Source organism: Pseudoroseicyclus tamaricis (assembly GCF_012070395.1).
Lineage (GTDB): Bacteria > Pseudomonadota > Alphaproteobacteria > Rhodobacterales > Rhodobacteraceae > Pseudoroseicyclus_A > Pseudoroseicyclus_A tamaricis.
Genome location: NZ_JAAFYS010000003.1, coordinates 511740 through 529364 on the forward strand (window position 1 = coordinate 511740; position 17625 = coordinate 529364).

A 17625-nucleotide genomic window follows, 5' to 3' on the forward strand; every position below is an offset into this window, starting at 1 on the left:
TGGAGAATCCGCCAAACATGAGTGACGAGACCAAACCCGCCTACCAGGTGCTGGCCCGGAAATACCGGCCCGAGACCTTCGCCGACCTCGTCGGCCAGGACGCCATGGTGCGCACGCTGAAGAACGCTTTCGCCGCAGACCGCATCGCGCAGGCCTTCATCATGACCGGCATCCGCGGCACTGGGAAGACGACCACCGCACGCATCATCGCCAAGGGCCTCAACTGCATCGGGCCGGATGGCAACGGCGGGCCGACGACGGAGCCCTGCGGGGTCTGCGAGCATTGCGTCGCCATCATGGAAGGCCGCCATGTCGACGTGATGGAGATGGACGCCGCCTCCCGCACCGGCGTGGGCGACATCCGCGAGATCATCGACAGCGTGCACTACCGGGCCGCCAGCGCGCGCTACAAGGTCTACATCATCGACGAGGTGCACATGCTCAGCACCTCCGCCTTCAACGCGCTCCTGAAGACGCTGGAAGAGCCGCCGGCGCATGTGAAGTTCATCTTCGCCACCACCGAGATCCGCAAGGTGCCAGTGACGGTGCTGTCGCGCTGCCAGCGCTTCGATCTGCGGCGGATCGAGCCGGAGGAGATGATCGCCCTCCTCCGCCGCATTGCCGACAACGAGGGTGCCGGGATCACCGACGAGGCGCTGGCGCTCATCACTCGCGCCGCCGAGGGCTCCGCCCGCGACGCCGAATCGCTCCTCGACCAGGCCATCGCCCATGGCGCGGGCGAGACGGGCGCCGACGAGGTGCGCGCCATGCTGGGGCTGGCCGACCGTGGCCGGGTGATGGACCTCTTCGAACTCATCATGAAGGGCGAGGCGGCGGCGGCGCTGACGGAAATCGGCGAGCAATATGCCGGTGGGGCCGACCCGGTTGCCGTGCTGCGAGACCTCGCCGAGATCACGCACTGGCTCAGCGTCATCAAGGTGACGCCCGAGGCGGCGGAGGACCCCACGATCTCCCCCGGCGAGCGCGACAGGGGGCGCGGGCTTGCGGAGCACCTGCCCATGCGGGCGCTGGCGCGGATGTGGCAGATGCTGCTCAAGGCGCTGGAGGAGGTGGCGGCGGCGCCGAACGCCATGATGGCGGCGGAGATGGCAGTGATCCGCCTCACGCATGTCGCCGACCTGCCAAGCCCCGACGATCTCGTCCGCAAGCTGCAATCCTCGCCCGCCCCCACGGGCGGTCTCGGGTCCCCCGCGCCGCGGGCGCCCGCCCCCGGCGGCGCCTCCGCCCGCGCGCCGTCCCACGCGGTGGCGCGCGGCGGCGGAGGGGGCGGCAGCGGCCGCGCCGGCAATGCCGAGACAGCGCAGCAGCTCGACGAAGGCGCGCTGGCGCGCTTCGCCCGCTTCGAGGACGTGGTGGAGCTCATCCGCGCCCGCCGCGACGTGCAGCTGCTGATCGACGTGGAGAATGGCGTCCGCCTGGTCTCCTACCGGCCCGGCCGCATCGAGTTCGAGCCCTCGGCCCTCGCCCCGGCGGATCTCGCCCAGAAGCTCGGCCAGCGCCTGCAGAGCTACACCGGCAACCGCTGGGCCGTCGTCATCACCAACGAACCCGGCGGCGAGACGCTCGCCGAGCAGCGCGACGCGGCGGAGATCGCCCGACGCGAGGCGGCCGAGGCGCACCCGCTGGTGCAGAGCGTCCTCGCCGCCTTCCCCGCCGCCAAGATCACCCAGATCCACAGCCAGGCCGAGATCGAGGAGCAGGCCCAGGCCGAAGCCCTCGCCGAGGTCGAGGACGAGTGGGACCCGTTCGAGGAAGAGTGATGCCGCCGCTGCAGCCCCGCGCTCTCTCCGCCGACGAGGCGGGCGACGCTGCCGTCGCCCTCTCGCCGCATATCCAGCCCTGGCATGCCGAGCGCTTCCCCGACCGCTTCAAGCCGCAGGCGGAGGTCGAGCCGCGCGCCTTCAAGCTCTTCGTCACCGGCGGGCTGGAGGGGCCGGAGAGCTTCGCCTTCGGCCTCGGCGAGCCGGTCGAAGGGCTGATCTTCGGCCATGCCGAGCTGCTGGAAGGCAATGCCCTCAGCTACGAGCGCAAGGTCCTGAAGATCGACGAAATCGTCGTCGCCCCGGCGCTCCGCCGGCAGGGCGCCGCCCGCGCCCTCTTCGAGGCGGCGCTGGCCTTCGGCCGCGAGCATGGCTGCAGCCAGGCCGTGCTGACCACCTACGAGGGCAATGACGGCGCCCACGCGCTCTTCGCCGCCATGGGCTTCGCCCGCCGCGTGCAGACCTGGGTCGCCCCGCTCTGAGCCGCCCGAGACGGCCCGCCAGGGCCGGTGAGGCCACCCCCAAACGCAAATCGGCCGCCCGGGGGGGGCGGCCGATCCGATCTCTTCCGCTGCTCCCGGCTCAGTTGCCGGTGGCGGAGCTCACGTCGACGCTGACGCCGGCGCCCATGGTGGAGGAGAGCGAGACCTTCTTCATGTAGGTCCCCTTCGCCCCGGCCGGCTTGGCGCGGCTCACCGCCTCGACAAAGGCGCGGATGTTCTCTTCGAGCTTGTCGGCATCGAAGCTCGCCTTGCCGACACCGGCATGGACGACGCCGGCCTTCTCTGCCTTGAACTGCACCTGCCCGCCCTTGGCGGCCTTGATGGCCTCGGCGACATCCATCGTCACCGTGCCGACCTTGGGGTTCGGCATCAGGTTGCGGGGGCCCAGGACCTTACCCAGACGGCCGACGATCGGCATCATGTCCGGGGTGGCGATGCAGCGATCGAAGTCGATCGTGCCGCCCTGGATGGTCTCCATCAGGTCCTCGGCGCCAACGATGTCGGCCCCGGCGGCTTTCGCCTCCTCGGCCTTGTCGCCACGCGCGAAGACGGCGACGCGGACGGTCTTGCCCGTGCCGTTCGGCAGGTTCACCGTGCCGCGGACCATCTGGTCGGCGTGGCGCGGATCGACACCGAGGTTCAGCGCGACCTCGATGGTCTCGTCGAACTTGGCGGAGGCGTTGGACTTGATGAGCGCGACGGCGTCGGCGACGGAGAGGTTCTCCTTGCCGATCACGGCCTCACGCGCGGCGCGGGTGCGTTTTCCCAGCTTGGCCATGATTTACCCCTTCACCTCGATACCCATCGACCTGGCGGAGCCCAGCACGGTCTGCATGGCGCCTTCGACGGAGGTGGCGTTCAGATCCTTCATCTTCGCTTCGGCGATTTCTTTCACCTGGGCGATCGTGACGGTGGCGACGGTTTCCTTCCCCGGGGCCGGCGAGCCCTTCGGACGGTTACGCTTGCCAACGGGCTTCAGGCCCGCCGCCTTCTTGAGGAGGAAGGCCGCCGGCGGCGACTTCGTCTCGATCGTGAAGGACTTGTCCTGGTAGTAGGTGATCACGGTGGGGATCGGCGCACCCGGCTCGAACTCGGCGGTCTTCGCGTTGAACGCCTTGCAGAATTCCATGATGTTGATCCCGCGCTGGCCGAGCGCGGGGCCGACCGGCGGGGAGGGGTTGGCTTGCCCCGCCTTCACCTGGAGCTTCAGCTGCCCCATGACTTTCTTGGCCATTGGCCATCTCCTTCTTCAACAGCCCCCCGGCGCGCCGACGGACTTGCGGTTGAGGTGGTCCGGTCCGGACATCGCGATGCCCTCGCCTCCCACGCTTGGTGCCCCCCGAGGGGGACAGAGGCGGCGGTTACACCCCCTGCCCCCGCATTGCAAGCGTTTGCCCTTGCCTGAATGGGGTTCGCCCCCTCAGATGCCGCCATGACGAAAGGGTACATCATCTTCACCACGCCGCGGAGCGGCAGCACGCTGCTCTGTCGTCTTCTTGCCGCCACCGGGGTCGCCGGGTCCCCCAACTCGCATTTCCACGAGCCGTCGCTTGAGGGCTGGCTCGAGGATTACGACCTCTCCCTGGAGGATTATCCGGGCGAGCTGGACGCAAGCCGGGCCGTGGTGGCCGCCGCGCTCACCCGCGGCCGGGGCGAGACGGAGGTCTTCGGGATGCGTGTTCAGCGCGAAAGCTTCCCCTTCTTCCTGGCGCAGATGCACGCTCTCGCGCCTGAAGCAGAGGGAGACATGGGGGCGATGGAGGCGGTGCTCGGCAGGCTCGTCCCGATCTACCTGAGGCGGGGTGGCAAGCTCGATCAGGCGATCTCCTACATCCGCGCCGAGCAGACGGGGCTCTGGCATAAGGCCCCCGATGGCAGTGAAGTCGAGCGGCTCTCCCCGCCCCGCCCGCCGGTCTACGACGGCGCCGCCATAGCCGAGCGGGTGCGGACGGCGCTGGCAGAGGAGGCGGCATGGGAGGCGTGGTTCACGAAGGCCGGCGTCTCGCCCCTTAGCCTCACCTACGAAGCCCTGGCGGCCGACCCCGAAGGCGAGGTCGCCCTTATCCTCGCCGCGCTCGGCCAGCCGGTGGCGGCTGCCTCCGGGCTGGAGCCGGGCGTCGCCAGGATCGCCGATGCGCTGAACAAGGGCTGGGCTGCGCGCTTCCGGGCGGAGGAGCCGGAGCTGGCGGCGGCGGGCTCGGCCTGACCGCGGGGCCGGCGGACCAGACTTTCCGTGGGTGGCCACGTGACCGCGTTGTGGAAACAGGTGGGTTACAAACCCACCCTACGCACAAGCGCATCGTAGGGTGGGTTTTCAACCCACCTTCCCGGCCTGCCATCCCACAGCTCCGTTTGCAGGCGCAGGGCGAGCGCCTGCCCGTGGGGTGGCGCTGCAACTGCGCCGCTGGAGTGCTTTATGCCGGCCACGCCCCTCCCGGCTCCGAGCGGGGCACCAAGCTCAGACAGAGCGCCAGCCCTTGGGGACGGGCAGGCGCTCGCCCTGCGCCTTTGGCGCGTACCGGGCGGGGGAACAGCTCGGACGTGGGGATAAATGTGCGGGGCTCGCCAGCGACGAAAGCCAGACATGCCCGGGCCGGACTCGCAGGACGGGCGACAGCCCGCCCCGGCTCAGCCCTGCTTGCTGACCTGTGTGAATTCCAGCTCCACCGGCGTGGCGCGGCCAAAGATGGAGACCGTCACCTTCAGGCGCTGGTTGTCCTCGTCCACCTCTTCCACGGTGCCGTCGAAATCCTCGAACGGCCCGTCGGCGACCTTCACCTTCTCGCCGATCTCGAAGCGGATCAGGGTGCGCGGCGTCTCCTGGCCCTCTTCGACTCGGCCGAGGATCTGCTGCACCTCGGCGTCGCGCATCGGCATCGGCCGGCCCTGCGGGCCGAGGAAGCCGGTGACCCGGTTGATCGAGGTGATCAGGTGGTAGCCCTCGTCGGACATTTCCATGTGCACGAGCACGTAGCCCGGCATGAAGCGCCGCTCCGTCGAGACCTTCTTGCCGCGGCGGACCTCGATGACCTCCTCGGTCGGCACCAGTACCTCGTCGATCTGCTCGGCGAGATCCTGTTCCTCCACCTTGGCGCGAATCTGCTCGGCGATCTTCTTCTCGAAGTTCGAGAGCACGCTCACCGAATACCAGCGCTTCGCCATCTGTCGTACCTGCCCTTCGGCTCTAGTTCATCGAAAGGCCGGATGCGCCCGGCCACAAAGAAAAGCGGCGCGGGACTCTATCGTCGCGCGCCATCGCCCGGCCTCTTACTGCCGGGCCGCGGCGAATTCAACCCTTCCGCGCTGCGGCCGCGCCGCCCGCCTCCTGCCCCGCATGGGCGCGGCCGGAGACGGAGACGGAATTGCCGGCCGGATCCCTGGCATTGGCGAAGAGGTAGCCGCCCGCGTCATGCACCGTGCCGAACGGGATGCCGCGCTCCGCCGCCGCCGCCACGAAGCCCGGCACGTCTTCCACGTCGAAGACCAGCTTCACCTGCGCCTGCCCGCTGCGCTGCCCCTTGGCGGCGGGATGCAGCAGAAGCGGCAGTCCCGGGCCGGCGGGCCGCAACTCGACAATCCGGTCCCGGGCTTGCGTCACCGCCTCGTAGCCGAAGAGCCTTGCGTAGAAGTCCGTCGTGGCCGCGATGTCGCGGACATAGAGCAACAGGCGGCCGACCCCGACGCGCAGCGCGGGGGCCGTCACGGGATCAGGTGCCGAAATAGCTGAGGATGCCGGTCAGCCCGAAGCGGATCACGATGTCCACGAGGCTGAAGAAGGCGGCGGCGAGGCCGGCCAGCAGCACCACCATCAGCGTGGTCAGCAATACCTCGCGGCGCGTCGGCCAGACGATCTTGGCGATCTCCGCGCGGGTCTGCTGAATGAACTGAACGGGGTTGGTGCGGGCCATCGGCGTCTCCCTCTCGGCAGCGGGCGACCTAACGGCTGCCCGAGCCCTTTTCAAGGCCGCCTTGTGGCCCTCGGCGGAAAGGCGCGGCCCTGTGACGATCGGGCCGCGCCGCAGCTCCTCTCTGGGGAACGCCTCAGACCAGTCGCCAGGTCTGGTAGACGGCCAGCAGCAGGATGAGCACGCCCACGAGCAGCATCAGCGTCCGCGCCGGCATGATCTTGACGACGTAGCCCGCCAGCGGCGCCGCCAGCACACCGCCGACGATGAGCCCCGCGACCGCCGCGATGTGCCCGGCGACACCGCCCTCGTCCCAGTGGCCGGTGAAGATCGCCACCATGAAGCTGACGGAGACGGCCATTGTGAGGAAGAATTCCGCCGTGTTGACCGTCCCGATCGTCTCCCGCGGGGCGCCGCCGGCGCCGATCAGCGCCGTGGTGACGGAGGGGCCCCAGCCGCCGCCGCCCACCGCATCGATGAAGCCGCCGGCGCCGCCCAGCGGCAGCAGAGCCCCCGCCTTCGGCTTGCGGAGCGTCGCCGGCCCCATCAGGGCGCGCGCCACGATCCAGACGCCGACGACGCCGAGGTAGAGGGCGATGAAGGGGCGCATGACGTTGCCGTCGAAGGTGGTGAGCACGTAGGTGCCGATCACCCCGCCCAGCACGCCCGCCGGCGCCAGCGTCGCCAGCATCCGCCAGCTCACGTTGCGGTGCCAGACATGCGAACTCGCCGAGGCGCCGGTCGTGAAGATCTCGGCGAAATGGGTGGAGGCGGAGGCTACCGCAGGCGCCACCCCGAAGGACAGCAGCACGGAAGAGGCGACGACGCCGTAGGCCATCCCCAAGGCCCCGTCGACGAGCTGGGCAAGGAAGCCGACGAGCGAGAAGAGCAGAAAGCTGTTGTCCATGATGGTCTCCCCGTTGGACATTTCTGCTATTTCATACCTGATAACTAGGTAATTGCGTCAAGTGGAATCAGGTGGCCCCGCGCTTCGGGCGCTCCACCGCCTAATTCTCAGGCGTTTCTCGAGGCGGCGCGGCGAAGGAGATCTGCCGCCCGCCCGCCGCCTCGGCCAGCGACATCCCCTCCAGCAGCAGCGCAGTGGTATGGCGCACGGCCTCGAGAATCGGGCGAATCTCGCAGTGTTCCACCGATTTGCAGTCCGGGCAGCGGCCCGGCGCGGTGACGGAGACGCAAGGTGCCAGCGCCAGTGGCCCGTCGACCGAGCGGAGGATCTCCGCGAAGCTGATGTCCGACGCCGCCCGCGCCAGACGGTAGCCGCCTGAAGGGCCGCGCCGGCCCTGCACGACGCCGCGGCGCTTCAGGTCCGCCAGGATCTGCTCGAGGTACTTAGCCGGGATGCCTTCGGCCGCGGCGATGGCCGCGGCGGTCACCGCCCGATCCTCCTCCTCGGCTCGAGCGAGGTGGATGGCGGCGTGCAGCGCGTATCGGGCTTTCTGCGAGAGCATCGGCAATCCTCCATGGTGGTCTCCATGGCAGGTGCGGCGGGCCTGTGGCAGGGGCAGCAGGGCTCGAACCCGCGACCTACGGTTTTGGAGACCGTCGCTCTACCAACTGAGCTATACCCCTAAGGCCGAGCGGCTGCTTAATATGGTCCCGCCCCCGAGGCAAGCCCCGCACCGCCCTCCTCCGGGCAGTTTGACCCTGCCCTTCCGCGCCGCCTTGCCTCCCCCGCGCGCTCGCGGCAGGGTGCGGCGCATGGCGAGATCCGGCCCCAGCCTCGGCGTACGCATCCGGGATTCGGCCTGGCTGCGGCGCACCCTTTCGGCGCTGCTGACGGGCTGGATCCGTCTTTGCGCGGCCACCACCCGCTGGCAGCGGGAGGGCGAGGCGGAGCTGCGCGCCCAGCTGGCCGAGGGGCCGGTGGTCATGGTGCTCTGGCATTCACGCATCGCCTTCGCCGGCGTCGCGTGGCCGCAGGGCTTTCCCATGTCGTCGCTCAACGAGGGCACGGCGATCGGCGCGATGATGGCCGAGGTGATGGAGCGGCAGGGCTTCTCGCCCATGCTCATGCCGCCCCGCGCCTCCACCATGGCGCAGATGCGGACGGTCCTGAAGCGGCTGCGGGAGGAGCGCTGCTCCATCGGCATCGCGGCGGACGGGCCCAAGGGGCCGGCGCGGGCGCTCAAACCGGTGCCGATCGACTGGGCGCGGATCGCCGGCGTGCCCGTCTGGGGCATGGCGATCAGCCAGGCGAAGCCCTGGCGCCTCGGCAGCTGGGACAAGACGCTCTTCCCCCGCCCCTTCACCCGCGGCGCCATGATCCTCGCCCCGTGGGAGGCGCCGCCCCTGCCCCGCCAGCCCGGCGAGGCGGAGCGGGCGGCCGCCACGGCCAGCCTGACGGCGCATCTCGATGCCATCACCGAGCGGGCCGACCGCGTGGTGGGCGAGGCGCCGGGCCCCTGAGCAGGGGCTGAGCCGAGCGGCTGAGCTTCAGCCCGGCCAGACGAGCGCCACGCCCATCAGCACCATTCCCGTCCAGCCAACCATGAACACCATGGAGCGCCAGACCGGGATCGCGGCCATGTACATCGGCAGGTAGGGTATGCGGACGAGCACGAAGACGGCGGCCCCGAAGGTCGCCAGCGGCATGTTGGTGCCGGGCACCACAAGGGCGAGGATGCCCAGACCCATGAACACCGGGTAATTCTCTCGAAAATTCCGCGCCGCCCGCTCGGCGCGGCCATGCACGGCATTCTTCAGGGGCTCCTCGTCGCGCGAGGCAAGGAACCGCCCGATGGAGATATGAGAGATCAGCATGAGGGCGGGCACGTAGCAGGTGAGCAGATAGACGGCAGAGCCAATGAGCAGCCAGGTCAGCATCGCAATGTCCTTTCAAGGATGACTGATCCCGAGCTAGGCTGTTGCAGGTATCGCCTCAATTCCCTTGGAGGGTATCATGGCCTTCGGCTCCGCGCTCAAGACACTCCGCAGCGATCTCGGCCTGTCGCAACTGGCGCTGGCCGGCGCGATCGGCACCACGCAGCGGCACGTCTCCTTCATCGAAAGCGGGCGCAGCCGGGCGACGCGCGAGTTTCTCATCCGGCTCTGCACCGGGCTCGCGCTGTCGCTACCGCAGCGGGCGATGCTCTTCGACGCGGCGGGGCTCGCCAACCCCTTCCGCCATGACGATTTCGGTGCGGCGGAGATGGAGGCGCTGCTGGACCGGATCGAGCGCCGCGTGCTGCGGCACTGGCCCTTTCCGGGCTTCGTGCTCGACCGGTCGTGGCAGGTGCTGCGCGCCAACGGGCCGGGCCTCGCGCTCACCGCCTCGCTGGGGGCGCCCGCCGGAGAGATGCCCTCGCTCTTCGAGATATTCCTGTCGCCCGCCTTCCGCGAGCGGGTGCAGAACTGGCAGGACGTGAGCCTCGTCTTCTACTTCCGCATGCAGAGCGCCGCCGCCGAGAACCCGGCCCTCGCCCGCCGACTCGATCAGGCCCGCACCGAGGGGCTGTTCGACCATGTGCCAGCCCGCCTTGCCAGCACCGACCCGCCGCCGCCCTTCGTGCCGGCCCGGCTGACGGGGCCGGACGGCGTGACGCTGACCATGTCGTCGCTGGTGGGGCGGCTCGCTTCGATCCACGACGCGGCCATCGCGGGGCTGGAAGTGGAGCTGCTCGCGCCAGTGGATGACGAGACGGAGGACTGCCTCCTCGCCACCGGCCGGGCGCCCCACCCCAATGAAAAAGGCCGCCCCCGAGGGAGCGGCCTTTCCAAAACGTAATGCCGGGCTGTCTTACTCGATGATTTTCGAGACGACGCCGGAGCCGACGGTGCGGCCGCCTTCGCGGATGGCGAAGCGCAGGCCTTCTTCCATGGCGATCGGGTAGATCAGCTCGGCCGACAGCTTCAGGTTGTCGCCGGGCATCACCATCTCGGTGCCGGAGGGCAGCTCGACCGTGCCGGTCACGTCCGTCGTGCGGAAGTAGAACTGCGGGCGGTAGTTCGCGAAGAACGGCGTGTGACGGCCACCCTCTTCCTTGGTCAGGATGTAGACCTCGGCCTCGAACTTCGTGTGCGGCTTCACCGAGCCGGGCTTGCAGAGCACCTGGCCCCGCTCGACGCCGTCACGGTCGATGCCGCGCAGCAGCGCGCCGATGTTGTCGCCGGCCTCGCCGCGGTCGAGCAGCTTGCGGAACATCTCGACGCCCGTGCAGGTCGTCTTCTTGGTGTCCTTGATGCCGACGATCTCGAGCTCGTCGCCAACGTTGACGACACCGCGCTCGACACGGCCGGTCACGACGGTGCCGCGGCCGGAGATCGAGAACACGTCCTCGATCGGCATCAGGAAGGGCTGGTCGACGGCACGCGCCGGGGTCGGGATGTAGTCATCCACGGCCGCCATCAGTTCCTTGATCTTCTCTTCGCCGATTTCCGGGTCACGGCCTTCGAGCGCGGCGAGGGCCGAGCCGGCGATGATCGGGATGTCGTCGCCCGGGTAGTCGTAGGCGGTGAGCAGCTCGCGCACTTCCATCTCGACGAGCTCGAGCAGCTCGGCGTCATCGACCTGGTCGACCTTGTTGAGGAACACGACCATCTTCGGGATGCCGACCTGGCGGCCGAGCAGGATGTGCTCGCGCGTCTGCGGCATCGGGCCGTCGGCGGCGTTCACCACGAGGATCGCACCGTCCATCTGGGCGGCACCGGTGATCATGTTCTTCACGTAATCGGCGTGGCCGGGGCAGTCGACGTGCGCGTAGTGACGGTTCTCCGTCTCGTACTCGACGTGGGCCGTGGAGATCGTGATCCCGCGGGCCTTCTCTTCCGGCGCCGCATCGATCTGGTCGTAGGCCTGGAAGTCGCCGAAGTACTTCGTGATCGCCGCCGTCAGCGTCGTCTTGCCGTGGTCGACGTGACCGATCGTGCCGATGTTCACGTGCGGCTTGTTGCGTTCAAACTTGGCCTTGGACATGTGCCGGCGCTCCGCTGTCTGGGGGGCCAGAAGGGCCCGAGTCTAATATCGCGGGCGATGTATTGTTCTGGGAAAGAGAAATCAAGCGGCCTGCGCAGGGCGCCGCTGTCGGGCGGCCCCCTTCGGCACCGCGCGAAGGCGAGGGCCGGCAGCGCCGCCCGGCTCAGGCGCCGAACATGACGCAGCGCGCGCGGCTGCTGCGCACGATGAGCGCGGCGCTCTCGCCGGCGGGGACCTCGAAGTAGCGCCGGGCGCCGTAGATCTCCGAGCGGAGGATCGTCGGCCCGGTGACCTCGCAGCGATGCTTGTTCAGCGCCATGGCGCAGCGGGCCCTGTGGCCGCCCTCGCCGTAGATCGCCGTCACCAGCACGCCGTTCACCCGGTCGAAATGGGTCCCCCCCGGCTCGAAGGCGTGCTGCCCGGCAACCTCGGAGCCGAGTTCGGGGCATGGCACCCCTTCGGAGGGGCCCGATGCCGCCGCCATCGCCATGCCGAGGAAACCCACGCAGAAGGCCAGGAAGGCGGCGACGAACACCGTCATGCCCCGCTCCGGCAGGTCCGCCCCGGCCCACCATGAGCGCAGACCCGTCTTGCGGTCCGGCCACCAGCCCCACGCCATCCGGCGCGCCAAGGCCCACCAGATGCGGATGTCTCTCATCGGCCCGATCGCGGCATGTGGCCTCCCCGGAGCGCTGTCCCCCCGGGCGCTTGCCCCAGCGTCAGCCTAGCCGAAGCGATTGTCGCGGGGGAAGCCCCTCGGCGCCATGCGCCCGGCCGTGGCGCGCTTGCCGAGCCAGTCCGTCAGGTCCTCGACGCGGCGGGTGCGGCCGGCGCTGTCGGGCCAGCTGAGGCCATCCGCGAGCGGGAAGGTGATGACATCGCTCAGCCCGCCGTCCTTGTACTTCTGCAGACGGACGCCCTTGCCGCGCGCCATCTCGGGCAGCTCGTCCAGCGGGAAGACCAGCACCTTGCGGTTCTGCCCCACCACGGCGACATGGTCGCCCGCGACGGGGGAGACGACCTTCGCCACAACCCCGTCCTTGACGTTCAGCACCTGCTTGCCTGCGCGTGTCTGCGCCACCGCCTCGTCCTCGTTCAGAACGAAGCCGTCGCCGGCGGAGGAGGCGACGAGCAGCCGGCGCCCGGGCTCATGGGTGAAGATCGTCAGGATCTGCGCGTCGTTCGGCAGGTCCACCATCAGGCGCACCGGCTCGCCTAGGCCCCGCCCGCCGGGCAGCGCCGAGGCAGAGATCGTGTAGAAACGCCCGTTCTCGCCGACGAGGATCAGCCGGTCGGTGCTCTGCGCATGGAAGACGAAGCGCCCCTCGTCGCCGTCGCGGTACTTCAGCTCCTGCGCGAGGTCGATGTGGCCCTTCATGGCCCGGATCCAGCCCATCTGCGACAGGACGACCGTCACCGGCTCCTTCGGGATCATCGCCTCCACGGCGATCTCCGTCACCTCGCCGGGGACATCGAAGGTCGTCCGCCGCTGGCCGAAGGCGTGGCCGGCGCCGAAGGCCTTGCGCGTCTCCTTCAGCTCGCCGGCGATGGTTGTCCACTGCAGCTCCTCGCTGGCGAGCAGATCCTCCAGCCCGGCCCGCTCGGCCATCAGCTCGCCCTGCTCCTTCAGCAGCGCCATCTCCTCCAGCCGGCGCAGGGCGCGCAGGCGCATGTTGAGGATCGCCTCGGCCTGCACCTCGCTCAGCTCACCCTCCGCAGAGTAGCTCATCGGCGAGACGTAGTCGCTCTCGTCGCGGCAGCGCGGCGTCTTGCGGGCCCATTCCTCGGCCATCAGCGCGGCCTTGGGATCGTTGTCGTAGCGGATGATGTCGATCACCCGGTCGAGGTTGAGGAAGGCGGTGATGAAGCCTTCGAGCACCTCCAGCCGGTGGTCGATCTTCGCCATGCGGTGGCGTGAGCGGCGGATGAGCACGTCGCGGCGGTGGGCGAGGAAGGCCTGCAGCACCTCCTTCAGCGAGCAGACCTTCGGCGTGATGCCGTCGATCAGCACGTTCATGTTCATCGCGAAGCGCGTCTCGAGGTCGGAGGCCTTGAACAGCATCTCCATCATCACGGCGGGGTCGACGGTGCGGCTCTTCGGCTCCAGCACCAGCCGCACGTCGCCGGCGCTCTCGTCGCGCACGTCGGCGAGGACGGGGAGCTTCTTGAGCTGGATAAGCTCCGCCAGCTTTTCGATCAGCCGCGACTTCGGCACCATGTAGGGGATCTCGGTGACGACGATCTGCCAGGTGCCGCGGCCCAGATCCTCCACCTCCCAGCGCGAGCGCAGGCGGATGGAGCCGCGCCCGGTGCGGTAGGTTTCCGCGATGCTCTCCGCCGGCTCGACGATGACGCCGCCGGTGGGGAAGTCGGGGCCCTTCACGATGCGGATCAGCGTCTCGTCGCGGGCATCGGGGCTCTTGATGAGATGCAGGCAGGCCTCGATCAGCTCGTCGAGGTTGTGCGGCGGCACGTTCGTCGCCATCCCGACCGCGATGCCGGAGGAGCCGTTGGCGAGCAGGTTGGGGAAGGCCGCCGGCATGACGACCGGCTCGGTCAGCGTGCCGTCGTAATTGTCGCGGAAGTCGACGGCATCCTCGGCCAGCCCCTCCATCAGGGCCTCGGCAGCGGCCGTCAGGCGGGCCTCGGTGTAGCGGGAGGCGGCGGGCATGTCGCCGTCGATGTTGCCGAAGTTGCCCTGCCCGTCGACCAGCGGGTAGCGGATGACGAAATCCTGCGCGAGGCGGGCCATCGCGTCGTAGATCGCGCCGTCGCCATGCGGGTGGTAGTTGCCCATCACGTCGCCGGAGATCTTGGCGGACTTGCGAAAGCCACCGGTCGCGGTGAGCCGAAGCTCGCGCATGGCATAGAGGATGCGCCGGTGCACCGGCTTCAGCCCGTCGCGCGCATCCGGCAGCGCCCGGTTGACGATGGTGGAGAGCGCGTAGCTCAGGTAGCGCTCGCCGATCGCGCGGGAGAGCGGCTCGCTCACCTCCTGCGGCGGCGGGTCGCCACCCTCCATCTTGGGGTCGTCAGGCTCGTCGGACATAGCTGTCGTCTAGCGGCCCTCCTCCGTGGCGGCAAGGCATCTGCAGTTAACGACGTAGGGAACCTCGCGGCGCGTCACGCATTGGAGAGGCAACAGTATCTTAACGATAACCGAATCTGCCAAGCTGCCAGCTGTGCCGTGGATTCGCACCGAACCCGGGAGCGAGACCGTGAAGAGCTTCATCACCGTGACTTTTCTCTTCCTTGGGGGCGCCTACTACGCCCTCTCCGACGGGCCGAATTTCGTGCCTGAAAGCCAGAGCCCGATGGAAGTCGCGGCCGCCGATATCTCCGACGTCGAGGTGACGCGCGCCGCGGGCGACGATGTCGTCCTCGCCTCGATGACCAATGCCGGCAGCCTCAACCTGCCCGTCATCGCCGAGCCTGCCTCCGCCGAGCCGGAGATCGCCCTGGAGCCCGAGGCCGAGGTGATCGAGGTCGCCGCCGCCCCCGCCGCTGATGAAATGGACATCTGGGAAGTCGCCGGCAGCCGCGTGAACATGCGCGCCGGGCCGGGCACCGATTACCTCGTCCTCGACACGCTCAACGGCGGCACCGATCTGGAACTGCTGGAAACACGCGCCGGCTGGGCCCGTGTCCGCCTCGTGGACGGCGAGGTCGAAGGCTGGATGGCCGAGCGCCTGCTCGAACCCGAGAGCTGATCCCCTTGCGCACGCCCGCGTGGCCGGCCTTTGAGCCGGCCCGCACCTGCCCCGAGACGACCTTGGCGCCCCGCAACACCCGTTGCGGCGGCGCTTTCGCTTTCCCCCCCGATTCCTGCCGGCTATGCTGAGAAAAAAGGGGTGCGGGCAGTGACGGCCCTCTCACAATATCAGAGGCTGGAATCGAGCGGGCTGTGGCGCGCGGAGGCGAGCGCGCAGCGGCGCGAGGTCTTCGTCTCCTTCGGCGACGCCACGCTCGTCATCTCCGATCCCAACGGCCGCCCCCTCGCCCATTGGTCGCTGCCCGCCATCGAGCGGCAGAACCCCGACACCACGCCCGCGATCTATGCCCCCGGCCCGGAGACGGGCGAGAGCCTCGAGATCGACGAGGCGCTGATGATCGACGCCATCGAGACGGTGCGCGGCGCCCTCGCGCGCAGCCGGCCGAAGCGCGGGCGGCTGCGCTACCTCGGGCTCGGCACCTTCCTCGCCGTTCTGCTCGGCGTGGTCGTCTTCTGGCTGCCCGGCGCCCTGCAGCGGCAGACGCTCGCCGTCGTGCCCATGGCCAAGCGGCTGGAGATCGGCGCCTCGCTGTTGGGCCACGTGCAGCGGCAGGCCGGCTCCTCCTGCCGGGACCCGCTGGGCACGCAGGCGCTGGCGACGCTGCAGCAGCGGCTCTTCGGCGACGAGGGCACGGGGCAGCTCGTCGTCCTCCCGCAGGGGCCCGATTGGGGCATCATCCTGCCGGGCCGCATCGTCCTCCTCTCCGAGGCGATGGTGGAGGAGCCGGAGGAGGCCGCCGTGCCCGCCGGCCACGCCCTCACCGCCTGGATCTCCCGCGCCGAGGATGACCCGATGGAGGCGCTCCTCGCCGATGCCGGCCTTGGCGCCACGCTGACGCTGCTGACGACCGGCGACCTGCCGGACGACGCCATCGCCGCCCACGCCGCCCACCTGCTGCAGGAGCCGCCGGAACCGGCGAGCCGCGCCGAGCTGGCGGCGGGCTTCGAGGCGGAGGGGATGAGCTTCGCCGCATGGTCCGCCCGGGTGGACCCGGAGGGCACCCGCTTCGGCGAGAGCACCGGCCCGGTGCCGCAGGCGCTGACCCGCGTGCCGCTGCTGACGGATGCCGACTGGATCGCGCTCAAGGGCATCTGCCAGGGCTGAGGCCCGGACATGAAAAGGCCCGGCAGGCTCTCGCCCCCGGGCCTGATCCTTGCCCTCTCGCGGCCAATCTACCGCACGAACGCGTCCGAGTAGCCGGCGGCCCTCGCCGTGCCGAGCGCGCTCTGCAGCGCCGTGGCGCTGGCGAAGGGGCCGGCCGCGACGGCCTGCATGCCGCCCGATTGCATCACGCCGACCGGCAGGCCCAGCGCCGCCAGCCGCGCCACGGCGCGCTGCGCGTTCGCCGGCTCGCCGTAGGTGCCGACCTGCACGTAGCGCCCGGTGACCGCCGGCTGCGCCGCCACCGGCTGCGGGGCGGGCGCGGCGGCAGGGGCCGCCGCTGCTGCCGGGGCGGAGGAGGTGGAGAGCTGCCCGCTCATCGGCACCTCAGTGACCACCTGAGCCTGCGGCATGCCGCGGTAGAAGTTGATCCGCCCGTCATCCCACGCCCGCTCGTAGCCGGCCGGCGGGCTCTGCGGCACGCGGCCGACCACGGGGTTGGAGATGGGCGGCGGCGCGGTGCCTCCGAAGGTCGAGAGCGTGCCCCCGCCGGCGGCCGTGGCCCTCACGGCAGAGCCTGCGCTGTGGGGCGACTGCGCCTGCGGGCCACAGCGGATCGGGAGGCCGCCGCCGCCGGTGAGGAAGGCATCGTAGGAGAAGCTGCCCGACGGGCAGGCCGCGGCGAGACCCGCCGGCAGAGGCGCCGCCGGCTCGGGGCTGGCGACGACGACCGTGGCCGGCTGCGGGGCCACCGGCGCCGCAACGGGGACCGTCATGGGCGGGATCATTCCGGCCGGAGCGGGCGCCGCCGGCAACACGGGCGCGGCCGGTGCTGGGGTGGAGACCACGGGGATCGGCATCGGCGCCTCGGGGCAGGTGAAGGCGCTGCCGGTCGACTGGTTGATCAGCACCCGGCCCTCGGCCACCTCGGCGCAGGCCTGCGCGATGGTCAGCCGGCGCAGCGCCGGCGCGGCGGCGGGGGCCTGCGGCAGATGCTCCAGCGCCGGCTCGAGAACGGCGGGGATCACCTGCGCCGGGGCGGCGGGGCCGCAATCGAGCGGCTCACCGGTGGAGGCGCGGATGAGGCCCGGCTGGATGCCGCTGCGCCCGTCGCAGGCTTCCGCGAGGGACAGGCGGCGCGGCTCCGGCTCGGGCTCCGGCATCGGAGTGATCACCGGGCTCACCGGCGCGGCCACGGGCGTCGGCTCGGGGGCCGGGGCTGGCGTGGCGGCGGGGGCCGGCGCGGGAGCGGGAGCGGGAGCGGGGGGGGATGCCGGGATCGATGCGTCGTCCAGCCCGGGCACGCCGAAGAAGCCCTCCGGCTGGTTCGGCGCGATGGTCTGCGGCGGCGGGCTGTCGAAGGTGGGGACGTAGCCGCAGAGCTGGCGGCGGCTCGGGTCGAGCCGCGGCACCCATTCCAGCGCCCCGCCGATGCCGGCGCGGATGAAGGCGCAGCCGTCGGAATCCACGTATTGGTTGCCGGCGTAATCCGCGGGCGGAAACTCCGCCGGCACGTAGCTCTGCGCCATCAGCGCGCCCGGCGCCGCCCCGAGGGCGAGCGCAAGAACGGCGGCTTTGCGAACACGATCCATGGCGTCCCCCCACAAGATATAGCGGAAGATGCCGGAA

Annotated in this window: 19 protein-coding genes and 1 tRNA gene; 7 read left to right on the forward strand and 13 right to left on the reverse strand. The window is 70.2% G+C overall.

Annotated elements, in window-relative coordinates; genetic code table 11:
• Positions 1-17: 17 nt before the first annotated feature.
• Together GY170_RS14290 and GY170_RS14295 are read left to right on the forward strand one after the other, a co-directional pair.
• Complete coding sequence (locus GY170_RS14290; protein WP_163894783.1) at positions 18-1781, forward strand: DNA polymerase III subunit gamma/tau; 1764 nt, start codon at positions 18-20, stop codon at positions 1779-1781.
• On the forward strand, positions 1781-2263 hold the full coding sequence (locus GY170_RS14295; RefSeq protein WP_163894785.1) for a GNAT family N-acetyltransferase: 483 nt from the start codon (positions 1781-1783) through the stop codon (positions 2261-2263). The genes GY170_RS14290 and GY170_RS14295 overlap by 1 nt, the downstream gene beginning before the upstream one ends.
• Before the next feature lie 100 nt (positions 2264-2363).
• Here GY170_RS14295 and rplA read toward each other — a convergent pair whose 3' ends face one another.
• Together rplA and rplK are read right to left on the reverse strand one after the other, a co-directional pair.
• Complete coding sequence (gene rplA / locus GY170_RS14300) at positions 2364-3062, reverse strand: 50S ribosomal protein L1 (RefSeq protein ID WP_163894787.1); 699 nt, start codon at positions 3060-3062, stop codon at positions 2364-2366.
• Between the two features lie 3 nt (positions 3063-3065).
• A complete protein-coding gene (rplK, locus tag GY170_RS14305; RefSeq protein ID WP_163894788.1) occupies positions 3066-3518 on the reverse strand; it encodes a 50S ribosomal protein L11 in 453 nt (150 codons plus the stop codon).
• 198 nt (positions 3519-3716) lie between these two features.
• On the opposite strand from rplK, the gene GY170_RS14310 reads away from it, so the two are divergent.
• On the forward strand, positions 3717-4490 hold the full coding sequence (locus GY170_RS14310; protein WP_163894790.1) for a Stf0 family sulfotransferase: 774 nt from the start codon (positions 3717-3719) through the stop codon (positions 4488-4490).
• 422 nt (positions 4491-4912) lie between these two features.
• On the opposite strand, the gene nusG is transcribed toward GY170_RS14310, so the two are convergent.
• The 6 genes from nusG to GY170_RS14340 all read right to left on the reverse strand — a co-directional run bounded on the left by nusG (position 4913) and on the right by GY170_RS14340 (position 7779).
• Positions 4913-5446 (reverse strand): transcription termination/antitermination protein NusG, encoded by a 534-nt coding sequence (gene nusG, locus GY170_RS14315; protein ID WP_163894792.1) that lies wholly within the window; start codon positions 5444-5446, stop codon positions 4913-4915.
• Between the two features lie 127 nt (positions 5447-5573).
• A complete protein-coding gene (locus tag GY170_RS14320; protein ID WP_235937852.1) occupies positions 5574-5987 on the reverse strand; it encodes a VOC family protein in 414 nt (137 codons plus the stop codon).
• A 4-nt stretch (positions 5988-5991) separates the two neighbouring features.
• Positions 5992-6192: a preprotein translocase subunit SecE gene (secE, locus tag GY170_RS14325; protein WP_163894794.1), complete on the reverse strand. Its 201-nt coding sequence runs from the start codon at positions 6190-6192 to the stop codon at positions 5992-5994.
• A 133-nt stretch (positions 6193-6325) separates the two neighbouring features.
• Positions 6326-7096 carry a sulfite exporter TauE/SafE family protein gene (locus GY170_RS14330; RefSeq protein WP_163894796.1) on the reverse strand — a complete coding sequence of 257 codons (771 nt, stop codon included), beginning with the start codon at positions 7094-7096 and terminating at the stop codon, positions 6326-6328.
• A 100-nt stretch (positions 7097-7196) separates the two neighbouring features.
• Positions 7197-7658 (reverse strand): RrF2 family transcriptional regulator, encoded by a 462-nt coding sequence (locus tag GY170_RS14335; RefSeq protein ID WP_163894798.1) that lies wholly within the window; start codon positions 7656-7658, stop codon positions 7197-7199.
• Positions 7659-7703: 45 nt separating this feature from the next.
• Positions 7704-7779, reverse strand: a tRNA-Trp gene (locus GY170_RS14340).
• A 129-nt stretch (positions 7780-7908) separates the two neighbouring features.
• Between GY170_RS14340 and GY170_RS14345 the strand changes: the two genes are divergently transcribed.
• Entirely contained in the window at positions 7909-8616 is a 708-nt protein-coding gene (locus GY170_RS14345) for a lysophospholipid acyltransferase family protein (protein ID WP_163894800.1), read from the forward strand.
• Between the two features lie 27 nt (positions 8617-8643).
• Here the strand turns inward: GY170_RS14345 and GY170_RS14350 are convergent, their stop codons facing one another.
• Positions 8644-9033, reverse strand: a complete 390-nt coding sequence (locus tag GY170_RS14350) for an MAPEG family protein (protein ID WP_163894802.1) — start codon at positions 9031-9033, stop codon at positions 8644-8646.
• A 76-nt stretch (positions 9034-9109) separates the two neighbouring features.
• Between GY170_RS14350 and GY170_RS14355 the strand changes: the two genes are divergently transcribed.
• The gene (locus tag GY170_RS14355; protein WP_163894804.1) at positions 9110-9934 is read left to right on the forward strand and encodes a helix-turn-helix domain-containing protein; all 825 of its coding nucleotides are present in this window, start codon (positions 9110-9112) and stop codon (positions 9932-9934) included.
• Between the two features lie 12 nt (positions 9935-9946).
• Here the strand turns inward: GY170_RS14355 and tuf are convergent, their stop codons facing one another.
• From tuf to GY170_RS14370, 3 genes are all read right to left on the reverse strand, one after another.
• Positions 9947-11122 carry an elongation factor Tu gene (gene tuf / locus GY170_RS14360; RefSeq protein WP_163894806.1) on the reverse strand — a complete coding sequence of 392 codons (1176 nt, stop codon included), beginning with the start codon at positions 11120-11122 and terminating at the stop codon, positions 9947-9949.
• A 163-nt stretch (positions 11123-11285) separates the two neighbouring features.
• Positions 11286-11780, reverse strand: coding sequence for a hypothetical protein (locus GY170_RS14365; protein ID WP_163894808.1), 495 nt, complete (start codon positions 11778-11780; stop codon positions 11286-11288).
• A gap of 66 nt (positions 11781-11846) precedes the next feature.
• The gene (locus GY170_RS14370) at positions 11847-14171 is read right to left on the reverse strand and encodes a DNA topoisomerase IV subunit A (protein WP_163894810.1); all 2325 of its coding nucleotides are present in this window, start codon (positions 14169-14171) and stop codon (positions 11847-11849) included.
• A 169-nt stretch (positions 14172-14340) separates the two neighbouring features.
• Between GY170_RS14370 and GY170_RS14375 the strand changes: the two genes are divergently transcribed.
• Positions 14341-14832, forward strand: a complete 492-nt coding sequence (locus GY170_RS14375; protein WP_163894812.1) for an SH3 domain-containing protein — start codon at positions 14341-14343, stop codon at positions 14830-14832.
• A 150-nt stretch (positions 14833-14982) separates the two neighbouring features.
• Positions 14983-15999: a hypothetical protein gene (locus tag GY170_RS14380; RefSeq protein WP_163894813.1), complete on the forward strand. Its 1017-nt coding sequence runs from the start codon at positions 14983-14985 to the stop codon at positions 15997-15999.
• A gap of 68 nt (positions 16000-16067) precedes the next feature.
• Here GY170_RS14380 and GY170_RS14385 read toward each other — a convergent pair whose 3' ends face one another.
• Complete coding sequence (locus GY170_RS14385) at positions 16068-17588, reverse strand: SPOR domain-containing protein (RefSeq protein WP_163894815.1); 1521 nt, start codon at positions 17586-17588, stop codon at positions 16068-16070.
• Positions 17589-17625 lie beyond the last annotated feature (37 nt).